Raw genomic sequence first — 18,893 nt, 5'->3', positions numbered from 1 at the left:
CGAGGCGCGCGCATCTTTCATGGGAGGAAAACATGATCGAGAACTCGATGATCGAGGCTCAGAACGCCACGCGCGACGCTGACCTGAAGAAAGATTACGACGCCCTGGGCGAAAAACTGTCCCGCAAAGGTGTCGACATCGACGCCATCAAAGAGCGCGCCAAAGGGTTTTCCGTGGCGGTGCCATCTTGGGGCACGGGCACAGGCGGGACACGTTTTGCGCGTTTCCCCGGCGAGGGTGAGCCGCGCGACATTTTCGACAAGCTCGACGACTGCGGTGTGATCCACAAGCTGACCGGAGCCGCAGGGTCCGTGTCGCTGCATATTCCATGGGACAAAGCCGCGCCTTCTGATCTTCTGGCGAAGGCTGAGGAGCATGGGCTGAGCTTTGATGCGATGAACTCCAACACGTTTCAGGATCAGCCGGATCAGGCGCAGTCCTATAAATTTGGGTCGCTCTCGCATGTAGACGCCGCGACCCGCGCGCAGGCCGTCGAGCACAACCTCGAATGCATCGAGATTGGCGAGAGCATCGGGTCGAAGGCGCTCACAGTCTGGATCGGCGATGGCGCAAACTTTCCGGGCCAGACCCACATGGGCCGCCAGTTCGAACGATACCTGTCGTCGATGAAGGACATCTACAAAGGTCTGCCGGAGGATTGGTCGATTTTCTCCGAACACAAGATTTACGAACCGGCCTTCTATTCGACGGTGGTTCAGGATTGGGGCACCTCGCTTTTGACCGCGCAGGAACTGGGCGAGAAGGCGAAATGTCTCGTGGACCTCGGTCACCATGCGCCGAATGTGAACATCGAGATGATCGTCTCGCGGCTCATTCACGCGGGCAAACTTGGCGGGTTCCACTTCAACGACTCGAAATACGGCGACGACGATCTCGACAGCGGCACCATCGAACCCTACCGCCTGTTCCTCGTTTGGAATGAGCTGGTGGACGCCGAGGGCACGCCGGGCCTCGACCTGTCGCACATGATCGACCAGAGCCACAATGTGACCGATCCGATCGAGAGCCTGATGATCTCCGCGATGGAAATCCAGCGCGCCTATGTGCAGGCGAGCCTCGTAGATCGTGCCGCACTTGCGGGCTATCAGGACGCGAACGATGCGCTCATGGCGTCTGCCACGCTGCGTGCAGCCTTCCGCACCGATGTCGATCCGATCCTGCAAATGGCGCGGCTTGAGGCAGGTGCAGCCATTGATCCGGTCATGACGTATCGCGCCTCGGGATATCGCGCGAAGGTCGCGTCCGAACGCCCCAAAGTGTCCGGGGCCGGCGGCGGGATCGTTTGATCGGCTTTTGTCATTGAGAGTTGCCGATGAGAGGCCATGTCGATTTTTCGAATTGCTGTGGCTTCTCACTTCGATTTGCGAAGGCTCCCCCATTAGGCCAGATCGCTTTCGGATCTAAATTTCCCTAGTTTCAGTGACGTTGAGGCTTCGCGACGCAGTCTTGGGGCTGCGTCGTCTTTGTTAGAAGATTAGATTGTAATCGACTTGCATGTCATTTTTTGATGCTTTGCGCGTCAACATGGATGTCAGGTCGAGAATTTTATTAGATATTTCATTTGGTTACCTCCGCTCCCGAGTGCAGGGTATGAAAAAAGCCGTCGGTGAGATCGGGTTCAGATGCGGCAGCTGTCGATGACTTGCGGGGGCGGTAAGTGCAGCCGAGATATCCACGCGATCTGCAAGAGCAGACACACGTGCGAGGTGTCGCCTTCGATGAAGAGATGAAGGAGGGCGACAATGTCAAAGCTCGGCCAGGATTTGTTTGTAAAAGAGTGACGCTGCCGGGGTCAGGTCTCGGGTTTGTTCGCGAATGATGAAATAGGGCGAGACCGGCATCAGATCTGCGGCTTCGATCAAGGTAAGCCGCGCCCCCAGTCCCTCGCTTGTCATCAAAGCTGTGACCTCTTCAGACAGCGGTGCGATCATGTCGGAGCTTGTCAGGAGCGCCAGCGCGACCAAAAGCGACGAGGAGTTTACCACCCGCGCGGGCGGCGGCAGGCCTGCGGCGTAGAATGTCGTCTCCACTGCCTCGCGGATCGGCGAGCCGCGCTCCTGCATGATCCATTCGTAGTTCGAAAGCTCTTTGAGTGTTACGTCGGAGCGACCGACCAGCGGGTGGTCGTCGTTGACGAGAAGTCGCACCTGTTCGTTGCGCGCCGGATGCACATGGAGATCCCGACTGTCATGTGTGGGGGGCACCCGCGCCATGATGAAATCGAACCGCCCTTCATCCAGGCCGCGCACCAAATCGACCGAGGGGGCGACGTCGATGCTGATGGAGATTCCGGGGGCGCGGTCGCGCAGGGCCTTCATCGCGGGGATCAGGACGCCCATGGCGGGACCTGTCACCGATCCGATTCTCACCTCCCCCGCGACACCCGTCGCCAGCGCGAAGATTTCCTTTTCCAAATTGTCCAAACCCGCCAGCACAAGACGGGCGTGTTTGATGAAAATTTCCCCAGCCGGGGTGGCCTCCATCCCCTTGGGCGTGCGTTTAAAGAGCGTCGTGCCGCAGCGTTCCTCAATATCTTTGAGAATACGCGAGGCGGCGGGTTGGGTCATGTTGAGCACGCGCGCGGCGACCTGCAACTGTCCAACTTCATGAATCTTAAGCAAAAACTCCAGGTATCCGGGCTTCAGTGTTCGAACGAACTGCATTTCGCGCTCCCTATATATAACATTTTGAGCATACAGATGGTCGATAAGTTCATTTTACAGTGATGTAAACTTTCTTTTAGTTCTCGAGCTGACCTGTGGAGACGGGTCGCATCGCAAATGTCGGGACCAAAGCGCGGGAGAATGGAGCGCTTGGACCCAACGGGAGGAAAATATGAAGATCAAAACCATGCTGACCGCGGCGACCGCGGCCATTGCTTTCGCGTCCGCGGCTTATGCTGACGGCCTAGTCGGCATCGCCATGCCGACCAAATCCTCGGCGCGCTGGATTGCCGACGGGGACAACATGGTCAAGGAGCTGGAAGCCGCTGGCTACACGACCGACCTGCAATACGCAGAGGACGACATCCCCAACCAGCTCGCTCAGATCGAGAACATGATCACCAAAGGCGTCGACGCACTTGTGATCGCCGCCATCGACGGGACCACGCTCTCGAACGCGCTTGAGAACGCGGCGGCTGCGGGCGTGAAGGTCATCGCTTATGACCGCCTGATCCGCGACAGCGGCGACGTCGACTACTATGCCACCTTCGACAACTTCAAAGTCGGCGTGCAACAGGCGACCTCGCTTGTCGAAGGCCTCAATGCCCGCTTTGGTGATGGTCCCTACAACGTCGAGCTGTTCGGCGGCTCGCCGGACGACAACAATGCCTACTTCTTCTACGACGGTGCGATGAGCGTGCTCCAGCCGCTGATCGACGATGGCTCGATCGTGGTCCAGTCCGGTCAGATGGGCATGGACAAAGTCGGCACGCTGCGTTGGGACGGCGCTGTAGCGCAGGCGCGTATGGATAACATCCTGTCCGCCAACTACACCGACAAAGAAGTGCACGGCGTGCTCGCCCCCTATGATGGTCTGTCCATCGGTATCCTCTCCTCGCTCAAGGGCGTGGGCTATGGCTCCGGCGATCTGGCGATGCCGATCGTGACGGGGCAGGATGCGGAAGTGCAATCCATCAAGTCGATCCTCGCAGGCGAGCAATATTCGACCATCTTCAAGGACACCCGCGAGTTGGCAAAAGTCACCGTCGGCATGGTCGATGCGGTTCTCGGCGGCTCCGAGCCGGAAATCAACGACACCGATACCTATGACAACGGTGTCAAAGTCGTGCCCTCCTACCTGCTGGAACCCGTCGCCGTTGACGCCTCCAACTGGGAAGAGATCCTGATCGGCTCCGGGTACTACACCGAAGATCAGGTCAAGTAAGCCATCCTCCCTCGACCCGTCCGCTCATCCTCATGCGGGCGGGTCTTTTAAAGGACAAGAGATCAGCATGACCGCGCTTCTTGAAATGCGTTCCATCACCAAAGAGTTCCCCGGCGTGAAAGCGCTCGACAAGGTGAGCCTGACGGTTGCGGAGGGAGAAATCCACGCGATCTGTGGTGAAAACGGCGCAGGCAAATCCACCCTGATGAAAGTGCTCTCGGGCGTTTACCCGGCTGGCACTTACGATGGGGAAATCCATTACGACGGTGCCCTCGCCGAGTTCCGTGGCATCCGCGACAGCGAGGACCGTGGCATCATCATCATTCACCAGGAGCTTGCGCTCGTCCCGCAGCTTTCGATTGCTGAAAACATCTTTCTCGGCAACGAAACCGCAAACGGCGGCGTGATCAACTGGCACGAGGCCAACCGCCGCACCGAAGAGTTGCTGCGCAAAGTCGGCCTCAAGGAAAGCCCGACCACGCTGATTGACAGCCTCGGCGTCGGCAAGCAGCAGCTCGTGGAAATCGCCAAGGCGCTCTCAAAAGACGTGCGCCTGCTGATCCTCGACGAGCCGACCGCCGCACTTCAGGAAAACGACTCGCAAAAGCTTTTGGACCTGATGCTTGAGTTGAAATCGCAGGGTGTGACCTCGATCATCATTTCCCACAAGCTGGGCGAGGTGCGCTATGTCTCCGATACGGTCACCGTGATCCGAGATGGCATGTCGGTCTCGACACTTGACGCCAAGGCGGGGCTCTCCGAAGACGACATCGTGCGCGACATGGTGGGCCGCGATATGTCCGACCGCTATCCCGAACGGGAGCGCAAAGCGGGCGACATGTTGCTCGAGATCGAGGATTGGAACGCCTGGCATCCCGAACATGCCGAGCGCCAGATCATCAAGAACATTTCCATGAACGTGCGTGCGGGCGAGGTTGTCGGGATCGCAGGTCTCATGGGCTCCGGGCGCACCGAACTGGCCATGTCCGTGTTCGGCAAAAGCTATGGCCGCAATATCGACGGCACGGTGAAGCTGCATGGCACGCCGGTCGATGTGTCTAACGTGCCGCGCGCTATTGAGGCGGGGCTGGCCTATGTGACCGAGGACCGCAAACATCTTGGCCTCGTGCTCGATGAAACCATCCGGTTCAACACCACGCTCGCGAAACTCGACAATGTATCGCGCAACGGGGTGCTCGACAGCCATGCCGAAACGCAGGTGGCGGAGAAATACCGCGAGGCGCTGCGCACCCGCACGCCTTCGGTGTTCCAGAAAGTCGGCAACCTGTCGGGCGGCAACCAGCAAAAGGTCGTGTTGGCCAAATGGCTCAACACCGCGCCCGAGGTTCTGATCCTCGACGAGCCGACCCGTGGCATCGACGTCGGCGCGAAATATGAAATCTACGCGATCATCAACGAGCTGTCCGCCGAGGGCAAAGGGGTCGTCATGATCTCGTCGGAAATGCCCGAACTGCTCGGCATGTGTGACCGCATCTATGTGATGAACGAAGGCGCATTCGTGGGCGAGTTGTCCGCCGAAGAAGCCAGCCAGGAGCGCATCATGTCGCTCATCGTCAACGAATAAGGGACATCAAAATGACGAATTCTCAGAAAGGCATCAAAGCCCACCTGGCCGGCCATATGCGTGACTACGGCCTGCTTTTCGCGCTGATCGCGATCATGGCCTTTTTCCAGATCGTGACAGGCGGCACGCTGATGCGCCCCGTCAACATCACCAACCTGTTCCTTCAGAACTCCTACATCATCATCATGGCGCTCGGCATGCTGATCGTCATCGTCGCGGGGCATATCGATCTTTCCGTTGGCTCCGTCATGGGGTTTGTCGGTGCGCTTGCTGCCGTGCTCATCGTCGAAATGGATATGCCGGTCTCCGTGACCGTGCCGATCTGTCTCGTGGTCGGTGGCCTGATCGGCGCGGCGCAGGGGTATTTCGTTGCCTTTTGGCGCATTCCGTCCTTTATCGTGACGCTGGCGGGGATGCTCGTCTTCCGTGGCCTGTCGCTCTGGCTCCTCGAAGGTCAGTCTGTCGGCCCGTTCCCCCGCGAGTTCCAAATCCTTTCCACGGGCTTCGTCGGAGACATCTTTCCTGCCGCTTGGGGCACGGGGCTGGCCCAACTCTTCGGCGCGCGTAACTTCAACGTGCTCTCCTTTGCCCTCGGCCTGCTCGGCGCCGCCGCCGTGATCCAGATGGGTCTCAAATCCCGCGCCCGCAACGCGCAGTATGGCATCGCGGACGAACCCGCAGGTCTCTTCTGGGGACGTATCGCGATCATCTCTGCCGCGATCGTGTTCCTGATGTTCAAACTCTCGACCTTCCGGGGCCTGCCCAACGTCGTCGTCACCATGGGCGTGCTGATCATGGTCTATGCATTCATCACTTCGCGGACCGTCATCGGGCGCCGCATCTATGCCCTTGGCGGCAACGAAAAGGCGGCCAAACTGTCGGGGATCAAGACCGAACGCCTCACCTTCCTCGCCTTCGTCAACATGGGCGTTCTGGCGGCGCTGGCGGGCATGATCTTTGCCGCGCGCCTCAACACCGCGACGCCGAAAGCGGGCTTTGCGCTTGAGCTTGACGTGATCGCGGCGGTGTTCATCGGCGGGGCCTCCATGTCGGGCGGCTCGGGCAAGATCATCGGGGCCGTGGTGGGCGCCTTTATCATGGGTGTGATGAACAACGGCATGTCCATCATGGGCATCGGCATCGATTACCAACAGGTGATCAAAGGCCTGGTGCTGCTCGCGGCCGTTTTCTTCGACGTCTACAATAAGAACAAACAGGCCTGAGCCTGTCATTGAAAGGACACTCCAATGGCATTCAAACCGGCAAAATGGCCCCGCAAACTGCGGTCTCAGGAATGGTATGGCGGCAATTCCCGCGACACGATTTACCACCGCGGCTGGCTTAAAAATCAGGGCTATCCGCATGATCTGTTCGACGGGCGCCCGATCATCGGCATTCTGAACACCTTCTCCGAGCTGTCGCCCTGCAACGGCGTGCATATGAAAGAGCTGGCCGAGAAGATCAAAGCGGGCATCTGGGAGGCCGGTGGCTTCCCGGTCGAAGTGCCGGTGTTTTCCGCCTCCGAGAACACGTTTCGCCCCTCCGCGATGATGTTCCGCAACCTTGCGGCGCTCTCCATCGAGGAAACCATTCGCGGACAGCCGATGGACGGCGCGGTTCTGATGGTGGGCTGCGACAAGACCACGCCGTCTCTGATGATGGCGGCGGCGTCTTGTGACATCCCTTCGATCGTCGTCACCGGCGGGCCGATGCTCAACGGCTATTACAAAGGCGAACGCGTCGGCTCGGGCACCCATCTGTGGAAATACTCCGAGGCCGTGAAGGCGGGCGAGATGACGCAGGACGAGTTCCTCGAAGCCGAGGCCTCGATGTCGCGGTCCACGGGCACCTGCAACACGATGGGCACGGCGTCGACCATGGCGTCGATGGCGGAATCTCTCGGCATGGCGTTGTCGGGCAACGCCGCGATCCCTGCCGTCGATAGCCGCCGCCGCGTCATCGCGCAAATGTCCGGTCGTCGCATCGTCGAGATGGTGAAGGACGATCTGAAACCCTCCGACATCATGACCAAAGAGGCCTTTGAGAACGCGATCCGCACCAATGCGGCCATCGGCGGCTCTACCAACGCTGTGATCCACCTTTTGGCCATGGCAGGCCGTGTGGGCATTGATCTGACGCTCGAAGATTGGGACCGCTGCGGGCGCGACGTGCCGACCATCGTCAACCTCATGCCCTCGGGCAAGTATCTGATGGAAGAGTTCTTCTATGCGGGCGGTTTGCCCGTGGTGCTCAAACGTCTGGGCGAGGGCGGGCTTTTGCACAAGGACGCGCTCACCGTTTCCGGCGCTTCCATCTGGGACGAGGTCAAAGACGCGCAGAACCACAACGAAGACGTGATCCTGCCCACCGATCAGGCGCTGACCCAGTCGGGTGGTATTGTGGTGGTCAAAGGCAACCTTGCCCCGAAAGGCGCGGTGCTCAAACCCTCCGCCGCCACGCCCGCCCTGTTGCAACACCGGGGTCGCGCGGTCGTGTTCGAGGACATCGACGACTATAAAGCCAAGATCAACGATCCGGATCTCGACATCGACGAGACCTGCATCATGGTTATGAAAAACTGTGGCCCAAAAGGCTATCCGGGCATGGCCGAGGTCGGCAATATGGGCCTTCCGCCGAAAGTACTTCAGAAAGGCATCACCGATATGGTGCGCATTTCCGACGCGCGGATGTCGGGGACGGCCTATGGCACGGTTGTGCTGCACACCTCGCCCGAAGCCGCCGCCGGTGGCCCGTTGGCCGTGGTGCAGAACGGCGATTTCATTGAGTTGGACGTGGCGAACCGCCGCCTTCACCTCGATATTTCCGATGAAGACCTCGCCGCGCGTCTGGCCGAGTGGCAACCGCTCGGCGGTGCACCCGAAAGCGGCTACGCCTGGCTTCACCAACAGCATGTCGAGGGGGCCGATACAGGGGCCGATCTCGATTTTCTCAAAGGCTGTCGCGGCAATGACGTAGGAAAGGACAGCCATTGATGGATATTGCACTCATCGGGATCGGCAAGATCGCGGTGGACCAACATGTCCCTGCGATTGCAGCCTCCACCGACTTTACCCTGTCGGCGGCGGTATCGCGGCATGGCAAGGTCGAGGGCGTCGAGCACTTCGACGACATCGACGCGCTGCTTGCGGCGCGCGATGACATCCGTGTCGTGTCTCTCTGCCTGCCGCCCGTGCCGCGTTTTGAGGTCGCCGCCAAAGCCCTTCGGGCAGGGCGTCATGTGATGCTGGAGAAACCTCCGGGCGCGACGCTTGCGGAGTGCTACGCGCTGGAACGGCTGGCGCGCGAAAATGGCGTCTCGCTCTTTGCCACGTGGCATTCGCGCGAGGCGGATAAGGTCGCCGTCGCCAAAGGCTGGCTTGCGGACAAACACCTCACCTCTCTCAAGGTGACGTGGAAAGAGGACGTGCGCCGGTGGCACCCCGGTCAGGCATGGATTTGGGAGCCGGGCGGCATGGGGGTCTTTGATCCGGGCATCAATGCGCTCTCGATTGTCACGGAAATCCTTCCGCATGACATTCACCTGACAGACGCGCATCTCTTGGTGCCCGAAAACTGCCAGACGCCGATTGCGGCGGAGCTGACATTCGCGCATCCCGAAGGTGCCTCTGTCACCGCCGACTTCGACTTCCGTCAGGAGGGCGAGCAAATCTGGTCCATCGAAGCGGTCACCTCGCAAGGCACGCTCACGCTCATTGATGGCGGCGCCCGCATCCGGATCGACGGCGTCGACGAGGCGCTCGACGACGACAACCCGCTGGCGGGCGAATACCCGCGCCTTTACGCGAAAATGGCCGATCTGCTGACACGCGGTGCCGTGGATATGGACCTGCGCCCGATGATCCATGTTTGTGATGCCCTCTCTCTCGGTCGACGCACGGCTGTAGAGCCCTTCATCGAATAATCCGAAAGACATACCATGACCCAGTACACCGGCATTTGGCCTGTTGCCCCGACCCCGTTCAATGACGATGGCACGCTTGATCTTGACGGGATGAAACGCGTTCTGGACTGCCTGATCGACCAAGGCGCCGACGGGATTTGTATCCTCGCAAACTTCTCCGAACAGTTCCTTCTGACGGATGCCGAGCGCGAAATGCTCACGCGCCTCTCGCTTGAACATGTCTCAGGACGCGTGCCGGTGATCGTCACCATTTCGCACTATGCCACACAGATCGCGGTCGAGCGTGCACGGCTGGCAAAATCTCTTGGCGCGGACATCGTGATGATGATGCCGCCCTATCATGGCGCCACGCTGAAGGGCACGCCGGAGCAGACCTTTGAACAATTCGCCGCCGTGGGTGAAGTCGGCATTCCGATCATGGTGCAGGACGCGCCGATGTCGGGCGTCGATCTCTCCGTACCGCTTCTGGTGCGGATGGCCAAAGAAATTGAGATGGTCAAACTGTTCAAAATCGAATGCCCCCGCGCCGCGAATAAAATCCGCGCTCTGATCGAACAGGGCGGCGATGCGATTGAGGCGCCGTTCGATGGAGAAGAGGCGATCACGCTTTTGGCCGATCTCGACGCGGGTGCGACCGGCTCGATGACCTCGGGCATGATCGTCGATCAGATCAAGCCCGTTCTGACGCATTTCCATGCGGGCCGCCATGACGAGGCCACCGCCGCCTATGGCCGCGTCGCCATGGCGATCAATCATGAAAACCGTCAGTGCGGTTGGCAATCGTGCAAGGCCGCGATGGTCGAGGGCGGCGTCATCAAATCGGAGATGTGCCGTCACCCCGTCGCGCCGCTGCATCCCGCCATTCGCACGCGTTTGATTGAGCTTTTGAAGCCGCTCGATCCGCTGGTTCTGAGCTGGGGCAAATAAGCCCCGACACTTCCGATATTCTGAGAGGACATCACATGACCTTCACCCCGCATGGCAAACATCTCATCGCAGGCGCTTGGGTTGCCGGTGACGAGAGCTTCCAATCCGCTCCCGCGCACGGACCGTCGCATAGTTTTTCCAAGGGCACGCCGTCGCATGTGAATGCCGCATGTGACGCCGCCGAAGAGGCGTTTTGGGACTATGGCTATTCGACCCGCGAGGCCCGTGCCGCTTTTCTGAACACCATCGCGGATGAGATCGAAGCCCGCGCCGAGGCAATCACAGAGATCGGCACGCAGGAAACCGGTCTGCCCGAGGCGCGTCTGAACGGCGAGCGCGGGCGCACCACCGGCCAACTGCGCCTTTTTGCAAGTCACATCCTGAGCGCCGAGTATCTCGACCGGCGTTATGACGAAGCCCTGCCTGATCGTCAGCCGCTGCCGCGTCCCGACCTGCGGATGATGCAGCGCCCCATCGGTCCCGTCGCCGTTTTCGGCGCTTCGAACTTTCCGCTCGCCTTTTCGACCGCAGGCGGCGACACCGCCGCAGCACTGGCCGCTGGGTGTCCTGTCGTCGTCAAAGGCCATGACGCGCATCCCGGCACCGGCGAGATCATCGCCGAAGCCATCCATGCCGCGATCCAAACCTGCGGCATGCCCAAGGGCGTTTTCTCCCTCGTGCAAGGTGATGACCGCATCGTCGGGCAAACTTTGGTCCAGCACCCGCTGATCACCGCCGTCGGCTTTACCGGCTCGCTCGCGGGAGGGCGCGCGCTCTTTGATCTCTGCGCACAGCGTGAGGTTCCGATCCCGTTTTTCGGCGAGCTTGGGTCCGTGAACCCGATGTTCATGCTGCCCGAGGCGATCTCGACCCGTGGCGCAGAGCTTGGCAAAGGCTGGGCGGGCTCGCTTGCCATGGGCGCGGGCCAGTTCTGCACCAACCCGGGCATCGCCGTGGTGATCGAAGGCCGCGAGGCCGAAGCCTTTGTCGAGGCCGCGCGCGCCGCGTTGTCGGAGCAAGGCGCGCAGGTCATGCTGACGGACGGCATCGCCAAGGCCTACACCTCTGGTGCGGCGACCATCGGCGCGCAGGCAGGGGTTCAGGATCTGTTGACCAACATGTGCGACCAGCGCGAGGCCAAGCCGTTCCTCTTTAAAGTGGCCGCCTCCGACTGGCTCGGCAACCACGCGCTGTCCGAAGAGGTGTTCGGCCCTCTGGGCCTCGTGGTCGTCGCGAAGGACGCGGACGAAATGGACCGCGTCGCCCGCAGCTTTAGCGGCCAGCTCACCGCGACTTTGCACCTCGACGAGGGCGACGCGGCGCTCGCACGTCGTCTCTTGCCGGTGCTGGAACGCAAGGCGGGCCGCGTGCTTGCCAACGGCTTCCCGACAGGCGTCGAGGTCTGCGACAGCATGGTGCACGGCGGGCCTTATCCGGCCTCGACCAACTTCGGCGCCACCTCCGTCGGCACCCTGTCCATCCGCCGCTTCCTGCGTCCCGTCTGCTATCAGAACATTCCGATGGATGTTTTGCCCAAGGACTTGGTGTGAGGCCATGACGACACGGATCGCCGTCGATTGGGGGACCTCCGCGCTGCGTCTTTGGGCGCTAAATGCAGCGGGCACGCCGATGGTCGAACGGCGGTCTGACAAAGGGATGGGCAGGCTCTCTTCCGAGGAGTTCGAGCCAGCCTTTCTTGAGATCGCCGAAGACTTGCTGGCTGAGGATGGCCAGACCCAAGTGCTGATTTGCGGCATGGCGGGGGCGCGTGACGGTTGGTGCGAGGCGCCGTATCGCGCGACCCCAGCGCGCCTGACTGCGCCCGAGGCGACCCGCGTGCCGACACAAGACGCCCGTCTCGATGTCCGCATCCTCGGCGGTGCCAGCCAGGCGGAGCCCGCCGATGTGATGCGCGGCGAGGAAACCCAGATCGCGGGCTTTCTCGTGAATGACCCCGCGTTTGAGGGGACGCTCTGTCTGCCAGGCACGCACACCAAATGGGTGCAGGTTTCTGATGGCACGATCCAAGGTTTTTGCACGGTCATGACGGGAGAGCTTTTCGCACTTCTGTCGCGGCAATCGGTGCTCCGGCGCAGCGTCGAAAGCGATGCGCCTCTGTCGATGCCCAGTTTTAGCGCCGCCGTGCGCGAGGCCGTGGAACAGCCCGAGCGTCTGACCGCCGCGCTCTTTTCCCTGCGTGCGGAGGGGCTTGTCGCCGGACTGCGCCCGGAAATGGCCAAAAGCCGTTTGTCGGGCCTGCTGATCGGACAAGAGCTTGCCGCCACCCGCGCGCGCTGGCTGGGTCGTTCGGTCACCATCATTGGCGACGACAGCCTTGCCGAACTTTACCGATCCGCGCTTGAAACGCTGGGCACGGTGGCCCACTGCCAGTCCGGCAGTGCGCTGTCCCTTTTGGGCCTTGGCGCTGCATTCGACACTGTTTTCTCACCGGATTTCTCACAGAATCTCTCATCGGAGACCCAGATATGAGCCGCAATCTCATCGCTATTCTGCGTGGCATCACGCCCCCCGATGCAGAGGCCGTCACGGCCGAGCTGATCGCCGCAGGCATCACCAAGATCGAGGTGCCGCTCAACTCGCCGGAGGCCTTTACCTCCATCGCGGCACTGATCGAGGCCTTTGGGGATCGGGCCACCATCGGGGCAGGCACGGTGCTCTCTGTGGCGGAAGTCGAAAGGCTGGCGCAGATCGGTGCCAAATTGGTGGTCTCGCCCAATATGAACCCCGCGGTGATCCGCGCGACGCGGGCCGCGGGCATGCTGTCCTATCCCGGCGTCATGACACCGACCGAGTGCTTCGCCGCCTTGGACGCGGGCGCGCACGGGCTTAAATTCTTTCCCGGTTCTTTGATCGGTCCTGCGGGGCTCAAGGCGATCAAAGCCGTGCTGCCTGCGGGCTGCGAGATGCTGGCCGTGGGCGGGGCGAGTGCGGAGAACTTCGCCGAATGGCATGCGGCAGGGGCGGCAGGGTTCGGCATCGGCACGGCGCTTTACAAACCGGACGACACCCCTTTGAGTGTCCGCGCGAAAGCGGAGAAAATCGTCGCGGCCTTTGATGCCTGCTACACCTGAGGAGCCCCGCATGACGACCCCAATGAGTGCCACCATGTATGACGACCGTATCTGCGAGCTTGGCGAGGGGCCTTTGTGGCACCCCGAACGGGCCGCTTTGTTTTGGTTCGACATTATGGGCAAGCGCCTGCATTGCCGTGGAGCGGACGGCACAGAGGTCTGGCAGTTCGACGCGCATGCCTCTGCGGCGGGTTGGGTGGACCACGACAAGCTGCTGATCGCCTCCGAGACCGCGCTGACGCTGTTTGATCTGAGGGACGGGTCGCGTGTCGAGTTGATCGGTTTGGAGGCCGACGATCCCGTAACCCGTTCGAACGACGGGCGCGCCGACCCGATGGGCGGCTTTTGGATCGGCACCATGGGCAAACAGGCACAGCCGGGCGCGGGGGCGATTTATCGGTATTTTGGGGGGGAGTTGCGCAAATTGCATTCCGGGATCACCATCCCGAATGCGATCTGCTTTTCCGCCGACGGGCGCACCGCCTATTTCGCGGACACCACAACGCACAGGATCATGCGTCAGGCGCTAGACACGAGCGGCTGGCCCTCTGATGCCCCGCAGGTTCACATTGACCTGACCGGCGAAGGGCTGAACCCTGATGGTGCGGTCGTCGATGCCGAGGGCTGCCTGTGGAATGCGCAATGGGGCGCGTCCCGCATTGCCCGTTATACCCCCGACGGCAGTTTCCTGTCCGAGCACCCAGTTCCCGCTCGACAGCCGTCTTGCCCTGCGTTTGGCGGGGAGGGGGCGAGCACGCTCTTCGCCACAACCGCGACCGAAGATCTGAGTGATCCGCGCGCAGGTGAGGGCTGTGTGTTCAAGGTTGCGACCGGCGTAAACGGGCGGTTCGAGCCGCGTGTTGTGCTGGAAAAGGCTTAGGCCGATCTCGGTGTGCGCGTGACTTGCGATCTGTCAAAGCGGCATAGCAACCGGCGGGATATGATGCGAAAACAGTCTTGGTGAGATAAGCATCTACGAAGTGAAGGTCTTGGACGCTTTACGGCAACGGTGCTTCAGAGGGAGGAGCGGCAAATGTCCGACCTTAAGATTGTCGCTGTTGTTGTGCTCGGATTGGTCGCACTTGGCGCCGGTGGTGTCGCGCTCGTCTTGCTCTTTCAAACCATGACGGGTCTGGGTCTCCCGGGGTTGTTCTTTACGGGCGGCCCCATCCTGATCCTTGGGGGCACTAGTGCTGTTTGCATATTCTGGATTCAGACGATCGTGAAAAAGCCGCCGGACGACAACACGTGATGTGAAAACGTGGGTGCCAGCACCCATCCTTATCTTCTGGGAGCTGGCACGCATTTTTGCCGCGACGAGACGGAAACAAATCTTCCCGCATCTGATCGAGCCGTTATGATCTTCTCCAGCCTCGGCGAGGTCCGATGGCGGCGACCCGATTTATTCGGCGGGTGCGATGTTATGATTCACCCTGAACAAGTTTCCGGGGTCATATTTGGCTTTGACCTGACCAAGCTTCTTCATGTTTGCACCATAAGCCCCGGAAACCCGCTCAACTTCATCATCCGGCATGAAGTTGACGTAGGCGCTCCCCGTCGAATAGGGCGCCATGTCATCAAACAGTTGTCGTGCCCAATCGATACACTCAGCGTCTTTCGAGGCCTCTTCCCAACGCGTATGCACATTCATGATGAAATGCGAAGACCGCTCCGGATATGCGGTCTCACCCACCGGGATGCGCGCCATTGCTCCACCGACATGGGCAATGAACACCTCACAGTTCGGGTCCGGTAAGCCCTCAATCGCAGAGGTCAACTTGGTGATCGCCTCATCGGAAAGGTCTTCGAAGTCGTGGCTTTTCCAATAGTTCCGCATCCCCGGTGTCAAAAGCGGATCGAAGGCGGTTTGCCATCCGACGTAGGGATGAGGACTGATGACATCCGCAATCGGCTCTCCCAGCGCGCGCAATCCAGCAAGCGCCTCTTCTCCTTTTGACAGGTCCCCCGTGTAACAGGCTGCAAAGACGAGAACAGGGCGACCATGCCACTCTTCGGGAAGGAAGGGCAATGGAGGGGCTTTCCTCATGACAACCCAGACCGTCATTTCGTCTGGTGCAGCGTTCGCGATTTCCCGGTATTCCTTCAGGAGGTCGGGGCCCGCTTCAATCGGATGAACGATGAGCCCGGACAAAACTTCAGAACCGATGTCGTGGACCGCAAACTCGAATGAGGTGACGATCCCGAAATTGCCGCCTCCGCCGCGGATCGCCCAGAAAAGATCTGAATTTTCATCTTCACTCGCGAGGCGTACCGCGCCATCGGCAGTCACGATATCGGCCGAGATGAGATTGTCGATCGTCATTCCATATTTGCGCGTGAGCCAACCAAAGCCGCCTCCAAGGGTGAGGCCAGCGATACCCGTCGTGGAGTTGATGCCGACTGGAAGCGCAAGATTGTGGACCTGCGTTTCGCGATCCACATCTCCTAGCGTTGCCCCCGGCTCAACGCGAACCGTTTTTTCTGACGGGTTCACGCGAACGGAGTTCATATGTGACAGATCGAGCTGGAGGGCGCCCTCAACAACGGCGTGGCCCGCGATCTGATGCCCGCCGGAGCGTATTGCCATCAAGAGCCCATTGTTGCGCGCGAAATTGACGGCGTCCTGAACGTCTGCAGCCCCCTTGGCGCGGATGACCGCCCCCGGCTTGCGATCTACCATTGCATTCCAGAGGGTGCGCCCTTCTTCGTATTCCGGGCTTCCATCTGAAAAAACGCCGCCACGTAGACCATTCGCCAAGGCCTCAAGGGCGTCTTCCTCCACAAACTCATCGGTTCTTTGAAGTGTCTTCAGCATCGTCATCTTAAAGTCCCTCCCGTGTGAAATTCGGGGTTCCTTGCCTAGACATTGCCTGACGTGCGGTATGTTCCGCCTGCTTGAAGATAGCATATTTATGGAAGAACTCAGACCGGAAATTTAGAAGTCGGGCGGCGTCAGCGGAACGTGGCTTGAGTGGGGAAGGGCGTTCTTATGTCGACCGCGCATGTCAAACTGCTTACCTTTCAAGTGCTTCAAGACGTCGCCTGAGTTTTTCGCTGGCCGTGATGCGCTACGTTTTGGTTTCTTCTGTCGCCCTGAAAAGTCGAGGAACTTTAGCAGGGGTGCGGCATCGGCGTTGGTCACGAGAGGGTGCGGTGTCTCAATAGCCCTTGCTTCGATCCACGCACCACAAAAGGTTTTTGCCGTCGCGCAATCTTTTCAGGTTCATGCTTACGTTTTGCGCGGAAGTTTGGGCGTCTGTCCGGCCTGCGATATGCGGGGTGATCAGTAGATTGGGGATCTCCCAAATGGGATCGGTCGGCGGGAGCGGTTCGGTTTCAAAGACATCGACAATCGCATTCCCGAGCTGTCCGCTTTCGAGTGCGTCGGCCAGATCGGGAAAGACGCACTGCGCCCCGCGACCGGTGTGCACGAGGCTCGCCCCCGGCTTCATCCGGTCGAAGAACCGGCGTGAGAGAAGGCCGCGCGTTTCATCGGTCAGCGGCAAAAGGCAGACCACAATATCAGCATCCGCCAAAAGACTGTCCAGCCCGTCTTTGCCGGTCTTGCAGGTTACGCCCTCAATCGCGCGCGGGCTGCGCGCCCATCCGGTCACGGAAAAGCCGACGGACGCGAGCGTCCGCGCGGCCTTTTCTCCGATCTCGCCAAGTCCGAGAATGGTGACTGTGGTTTCGGTCGTCGTGCCACTCGGGTCTGCGATCCATGTTTTCTGTCTCTGCCGGTCCGCGTATTTTGGAAAATCCCGCATGCAGGACAGGCATGCGGCGAGGACGTAGTCGACCACCTTCTGGGTGTTGTTCGGATCCACCATTTTGACAAGCTTGATATGCTCCGGCAGCGCGTCGAACTGGTCGATGCCGGCGCTGACCGAAAACACGATTTCCAGATTGTGGAGTGATGACCAATCGTCGAGCGGCCGCCACGTGAAAACATATCGAATGTCTTCGCGTGGGTAAGCCATCTCGCTCGTCACAACCGCAATGTCCGGCAATTCGCGCGCGAACACCTCATGGAACGCATCGAGGCGGTCTTGGTCCGTTACATTCAGTAAAATCGTCATCGCTGAAGGATATTCTCCATCGGGCTAATCTTGCTGCCATCCGAAAAACGATGGAGGCGGAAGGGGGTCGGATCAACGCAGGGTGCCTTGCCGGTGATGAGGTCCGCCACCAAAAGCCCGGCCCCCGTTCCGAGGCCAAAACCGTGGCCTGAAAAACCGGTGGCCACATAGAGCCCTGCAATCCCGTTTTTCACACCTTCGGTTTCGGAAATGACGGGGACCACATCGGGCAGCACATCAATGTAACCGGCCCAACGCTGCGCCACTTTTGCCGACTTGAACGGTTGATAGCCGCGCTTCACCACATCCAAAACTTTGTCGATCAAAGGTGTGTCGGGTTCCGGATCTAGAATACGCGTCTTCTCGAACGGGGTGACATCCTTTGCGGTCCAGCGCCGCCGCGTTTTCAATGCGTCGAAAAAGGCTGGCCCGATCCCCAAGGATACATCGCGCCATTCGTTTTTCAGTGTCGGCAAGAAGGCTTTCAGGAGACGGAAACTGTCCGGGGTCAGTTGGTAGCGGCTTGGAGCAGAAGAGGCGATGGTGTAGCCCCCGTCGAGACGTTTGCGCATGGCGAACCCCGGTGCTTTCAAGGTTTGCTCCGGTCCGTCTTCCACTGCCTCTGTCCGCATAACTGTGTTCTTTGTCCGCAACTGCGGCAGGTAAATGCCGAGATTGCCGAGGAACAGGCGTGACCAGACACCGCCCGCAAGCAATGCCACCGAACATTTGATCGTCCCATGTTCGGTCACGACGCCCGTGACTTTGCCGTCCTTCGTCACAAGGGTGCGCACGGCACAGTTTTGATGCACGCTCCCGCCGCGTTCCTGAACGGCGCGGGCAATGGCCGGCGCCGCTTTTTGGGGTTCGGCGCGCCCGTCATGGGGATTATAGAGCGCACCTTTGATGTCGATCGAGAAACCGGGAAAGTCTGTTTCGACCTCCTCGCGCGTCAGAATACGCGCCGGGATTTGATATTTCTGCAGGTCTTCTGCCGCCTGACGTTCGACCGCCAGCGCCTTTTCGGATGCGACGGTATAGGTCACCCCGCATTGCCGGTAGCCGGTCTCGTGGCCGATCCTGTCGTTCATGGCTTTCCAGAGACGGACAGATTCAACCATGAGCGGCATTTCGCGGGGGTCACGGTGGGTGAGCCGCACCCAGCCCCAGTTACGGCTGGATTGTTCGGCGCCGATTTCGCCCTTTTCGCAGATCGCGACGGTTTTCCCGCGATCTATAAGTTCGAGCGCGGCGCAAACCCCCGCGATCCCGCCGCCGATGATCACCACATCGACTTCCGTGGGCAGATTGGGGTTGCTCTCGACCGGATCAAGTTGCGGTCCCGGCATGGTGGTTCTCCTAAATGAAGCGCGTTGCGC

16 protein-coding genes are annotated in these 18,893 nt (G+C 60.3%); 12 read left to right on the top strand and 4 right to left on the bottom strand.

The annotated features are described in order from the left end of the window. Positions 1 to 32: 32 nt before the first annotated feature. Positions 33 to 1,307 (top strand): L-rhamnose catabolism isomerase, encoded by a 1,275-nt coding sequence (rhaI, locus tag J5Y17_RS12660; RefSeq protein ID WP_219785623.1) that lies wholly within the window; start codon positions 33 to 35, stop codon positions 1,305 to 1,307. Positions 1,308 to 1,766: 459 nt separating this feature from the next. On the opposite strand, the gene J5Y17_RS12655 is transcribed toward rhaI, so the two are convergent. Further along, positions 1,767 to 2,642, bottom strand: coding sequence for a LysR family transcriptional regulator (locus J5Y17_RS12655; RefSeq protein WP_255572076.1), 876 nt, complete (start codon positions 2,640 to 2,642; stop codon positions 1,767 to 1,769). Between the two features lie 214 nt (positions 2,643 to 2,856). Between J5Y17_RS12655 and chvE the strand changes: the two genes are divergently transcribed. The 11 genes from chvE (at position 2,857) to J5Y17_RS12600 (ending at position 14,687) form a co-directional block, all read left to right on the top strand. Beyond that, positions 2,857 to 3,909 carry a multiple monosaccharide ABC transporter substrate-binding protein gene (gene chvE / locus J5Y17_RS12650; RefSeq protein WP_219785621.1) on the top strand — a complete coding sequence of 351 codons (1,053 nt, stop codon included), beginning with the start codon at positions 2,857 to 2,859 and terminating at the stop codon, positions 3,907 to 3,909. A gap of 67 nt (positions 3,910 to 3,976) precedes the next feature. Continuing rightward, a complete protein-coding gene (gene mmsA, locus J5Y17_RS12645; RefSeq protein WP_219785620.1) occupies positions 3,977 to 5,494 on the top strand; it encodes a multiple monosaccharide ABC transporter ATP-binding protein in 1,518 nt (505 codons plus the stop codon). 11 nt (positions 5,495 to 5,505) lie between these two features. Next, positions 5,506 to 6,717: a multiple monosaccharide ABC transporter permease gene (gene mmsB, locus J5Y17_RS12640; RefSeq protein ID WP_219785619.1), complete on the top strand. Its 1,212-nt coding sequence runs from the start codon at positions 5,506 to 5,508 to the stop codon at positions 6,715 to 6,717. Positions 6,718 to 6,741: 24 nt separating this feature from the next. Next, on the top strand, positions 6,742 to 8,487 hold the full coding sequence (gene araD / locus J5Y17_RS12635; protein ID WP_219785618.1) for an L-arabinonate dehydratase: 1,746 nt from the start codon (positions 6,742 to 6,744) through the stop codon (positions 8,485 to 8,487). Further along, positions 8,487 to 9,416 (top strand): Gfo/Idh/MocA family protein, encoded by a 930-nt coding sequence (locus tag J5Y17_RS12630; RefSeq protein ID WP_219785617.1) that lies wholly within the window; start codon positions 8,487 to 8,489, stop codon positions 9,414 to 9,416. The genes araD and J5Y17_RS12630 overlap by 1 nt, the downstream gene beginning before the upstream one ends. Before the next feature lie 15 nt (positions 9,417 to 9,431). Beyond that, positions 9,432 to 10,343 (top strand): dihydrodipicolinate synthase family protein, encoded by a 912-nt coding sequence (locus J5Y17_RS12625; RefSeq protein WP_219785616.1) that lies wholly within the window; start codon positions 9,432 to 9,434, stop codon positions 10,341 to 10,343. Positions 10,344 to 10,378: 35 nt separating this feature from the next. Then, positions 10,379 to 11,893 (top strand): aldehyde dehydrogenase (NADP(+)), encoded by a 1,515-nt coding sequence (locus J5Y17_RS12620; protein WP_219785615.1) that lies wholly within the window; start codon positions 10,379 to 10,381, stop codon positions 11,891 to 11,893. 4 nt (positions 11,894 to 11,897) lie between these two features. Continuing rightward, positions 11,898 to 12,833 (top strand): 2-dehydro-3-deoxygalactonokinase, encoded by a 936-nt coding sequence (locus J5Y17_RS12615; protein WP_219785614.1) that lies wholly within the window; start codon positions 11,898 to 11,900, stop codon positions 12,831 to 12,833. Further along, positions 12,830 to 13,435, top strand: a complete 606-nt coding sequence (locus J5Y17_RS12610) for a 2-dehydro-3-deoxy-6-phosphogalactonate aldolase (RefSeq protein WP_219785613.1) — start codon at positions 12,830 to 12,832, stop codon at positions 13,433 to 13,435. Before J5Y17_RS12615 ends, J5Y17_RS12610 begins: the two co-directional genes overlap by 4 nt. A gap of 10 nt (positions 13,436 to 13,445) precedes the next feature. Continuing rightward, positions 13,446 to 14,315, top strand: coding sequence for an SMP-30/gluconolactonase/LRE family protein (locus tag J5Y17_RS12605; RefSeq protein ID WP_255572074.1), 870 nt, complete (start codon positions 13,446 to 13,448; stop codon positions 14,313 to 14,315). A gap of 153 nt (positions 14,316 to 14,468) precedes the next feature. Next, positions 14,469 to 14,687, top strand: coding sequence for a hypothetical protein (locus J5Y17_RS12600; RefSeq protein WP_219785612.1), 219 nt, complete (start codon positions 14,469 to 14,471; stop codon positions 14,685 to 14,687). 150 nt (positions 14,688 to 14,837) lie between these two features. Here the strand turns inward: J5Y17_RS12600 and J5Y17_RS12595 are convergent, their stop codons facing one another. The 3 genes from J5Y17_RS12595 to J5Y17_RS12585 all read right to left on the bottom strand — a co-directional run bounded on the left by J5Y17_RS12595 (position 14,838) and on the right by J5Y17_RS12585 (position 18,863). Continuing rightward, positions 14,838 to 16,343 carry an FAD-binding oxidoreductase gene (locus tag J5Y17_RS12595; protein WP_255572073.1) on the bottom strand — a complete coding sequence of 502 codons (1,506 nt, stop codon included), beginning with the start codon at positions 16,341 to 16,343 and terminating at the stop codon, positions 14,838 to 14,840. A 250-nt stretch (positions 16,344 to 16,593) separates the two neighbouring features. Then, positions 16,594 to 17,514 carry a glyoxylate/hydroxypyruvate reductase A gene (locus J5Y17_RS12590; protein WP_219785611.1) on the bottom strand — a complete coding sequence of 307 codons (921 nt, stop codon included), beginning with the start codon at positions 17,512 to 17,514 and terminating at the stop codon, positions 16,594 to 16,596. Then, a complete protein-coding gene (locus J5Y17_RS12585) occupies positions 17,511 to 18,863 on the bottom strand; it encodes an FAD-binding oxidoreductase (protein ID WP_219785610.1) in 1,353 nt (450 codons plus the stop codon). Before J5Y17_RS12585 ends, J5Y17_RS12590 begins: the two co-directional genes overlap by 4 nt. Between the last annotated feature and the right edge of the window lie 30 nt (positions 18,864 to 18,893).

The organism is Celeribacter sp. PS-C1, from assembly GCF_019429625.1.
Taxonomy (GTDB): Bacteria; Pseudomonadota; Alphaproteobacteria; order Rhodobacterales; family Rhodobacteraceae; genus Celeribacter.
This window is presented reverse-complemented; position numbering and strand designations above follow the sequence as displayed.

Coding starts and splice junctions, on each gene's coding strand:
- rhaI (WP_219785623.1), top strand. CDS start 33: ATGATCGAGAACTCGATGATCGAGGCTCAGAACGCCACGCGCGACGCT.
- chvE (WP_219785621.1), top strand. CDS start 2,857: ATGAAGATCAAAACCATGCTGACCGCGGCGACCGCGGCCATTGCTTTC.
- mmsA (WP_219785620.1), top strand. CDS start 3,977: ATGACCGCGCTTCTTGAAATGCGTTCCATCACCAAAGAGTTCCCCGGC.
- mmsB (WP_219785619.1), top strand. CDS start 5,506: ATGACGAATTCTCAGAAAGGCATCAAAGCCCACCTGGCCGGCCATATG.
- araD (WP_219785618.1), top strand. CDS start 6,742: ATGGCATTCAAACCGGCAAAATGGCCCCGCAAACTGCGGTCTCAGGAA.
- J5Y17_RS12630 (WP_219785617.1), top strand. CDS start 8,487: ATGGATATTGCACTCATCGGGATCGGCAAGATCGCGGTGGACCAACAT.
- J5Y17_RS12625 (WP_219785616.1), top strand. CDS start 9,432: ATGACCCAGTACACCGGCATTTGGCCTGTTGCCCCGACCCCGTTCAAT.
- J5Y17_RS12620 (WP_219785615.1), top strand. CDS start 10,379: ATGACCTTCACCCCGCATGGCAAACATCTCATCGCAGGCGCTTGGGTT.
- J5Y17_RS12615 (WP_219785614.1), top strand. CDS start 11,898: ATGACGACACGGATCGCCGTCGATTGGGGGACCTCCGCGCTGCGTCTT.
- J5Y17_RS12610 (WP_219785613.1), top strand. CDS start 12,830: ATGAGCCGCAATCTCATCGCTATTCTGCGTGGCATCACGCCCCCCGAT.
- J5Y17_RS12605 (WP_255572074.1), top strand. CDS start 13,446: ATGACGACCCCAATGAGTGCCACCATGTATGACGACCGTATCTGCGAG.
- J5Y17_RS12600 (WP_219785612.1), top strand. CDS start 14,469: ATGTCCGACCTTAAGATTGTCGCTGTTGTTGTGCTCGGATTGGTCGCA.
- J5Y17_RS12595 (WP_255572073.1), bottom strand. CDS start 16,343: ATGCTATCTTCAAGCAGGCGGAACATACCGCACGTCAGGCAATGTCTA.
- J5Y17_RS12590 (WP_219785611.1), bottom strand. CDS start 17,514: ATGACGATTTTACTGAATGTAACGGACCAAGACCGCCTCGATGCGTTC.
- J5Y17_RS12585 (WP_219785610.1), bottom strand. CDS start 18,863: ATGCCGGGACCGCAACTTGATCCGGTCGAGAGCAACCCCAATCTGCCC.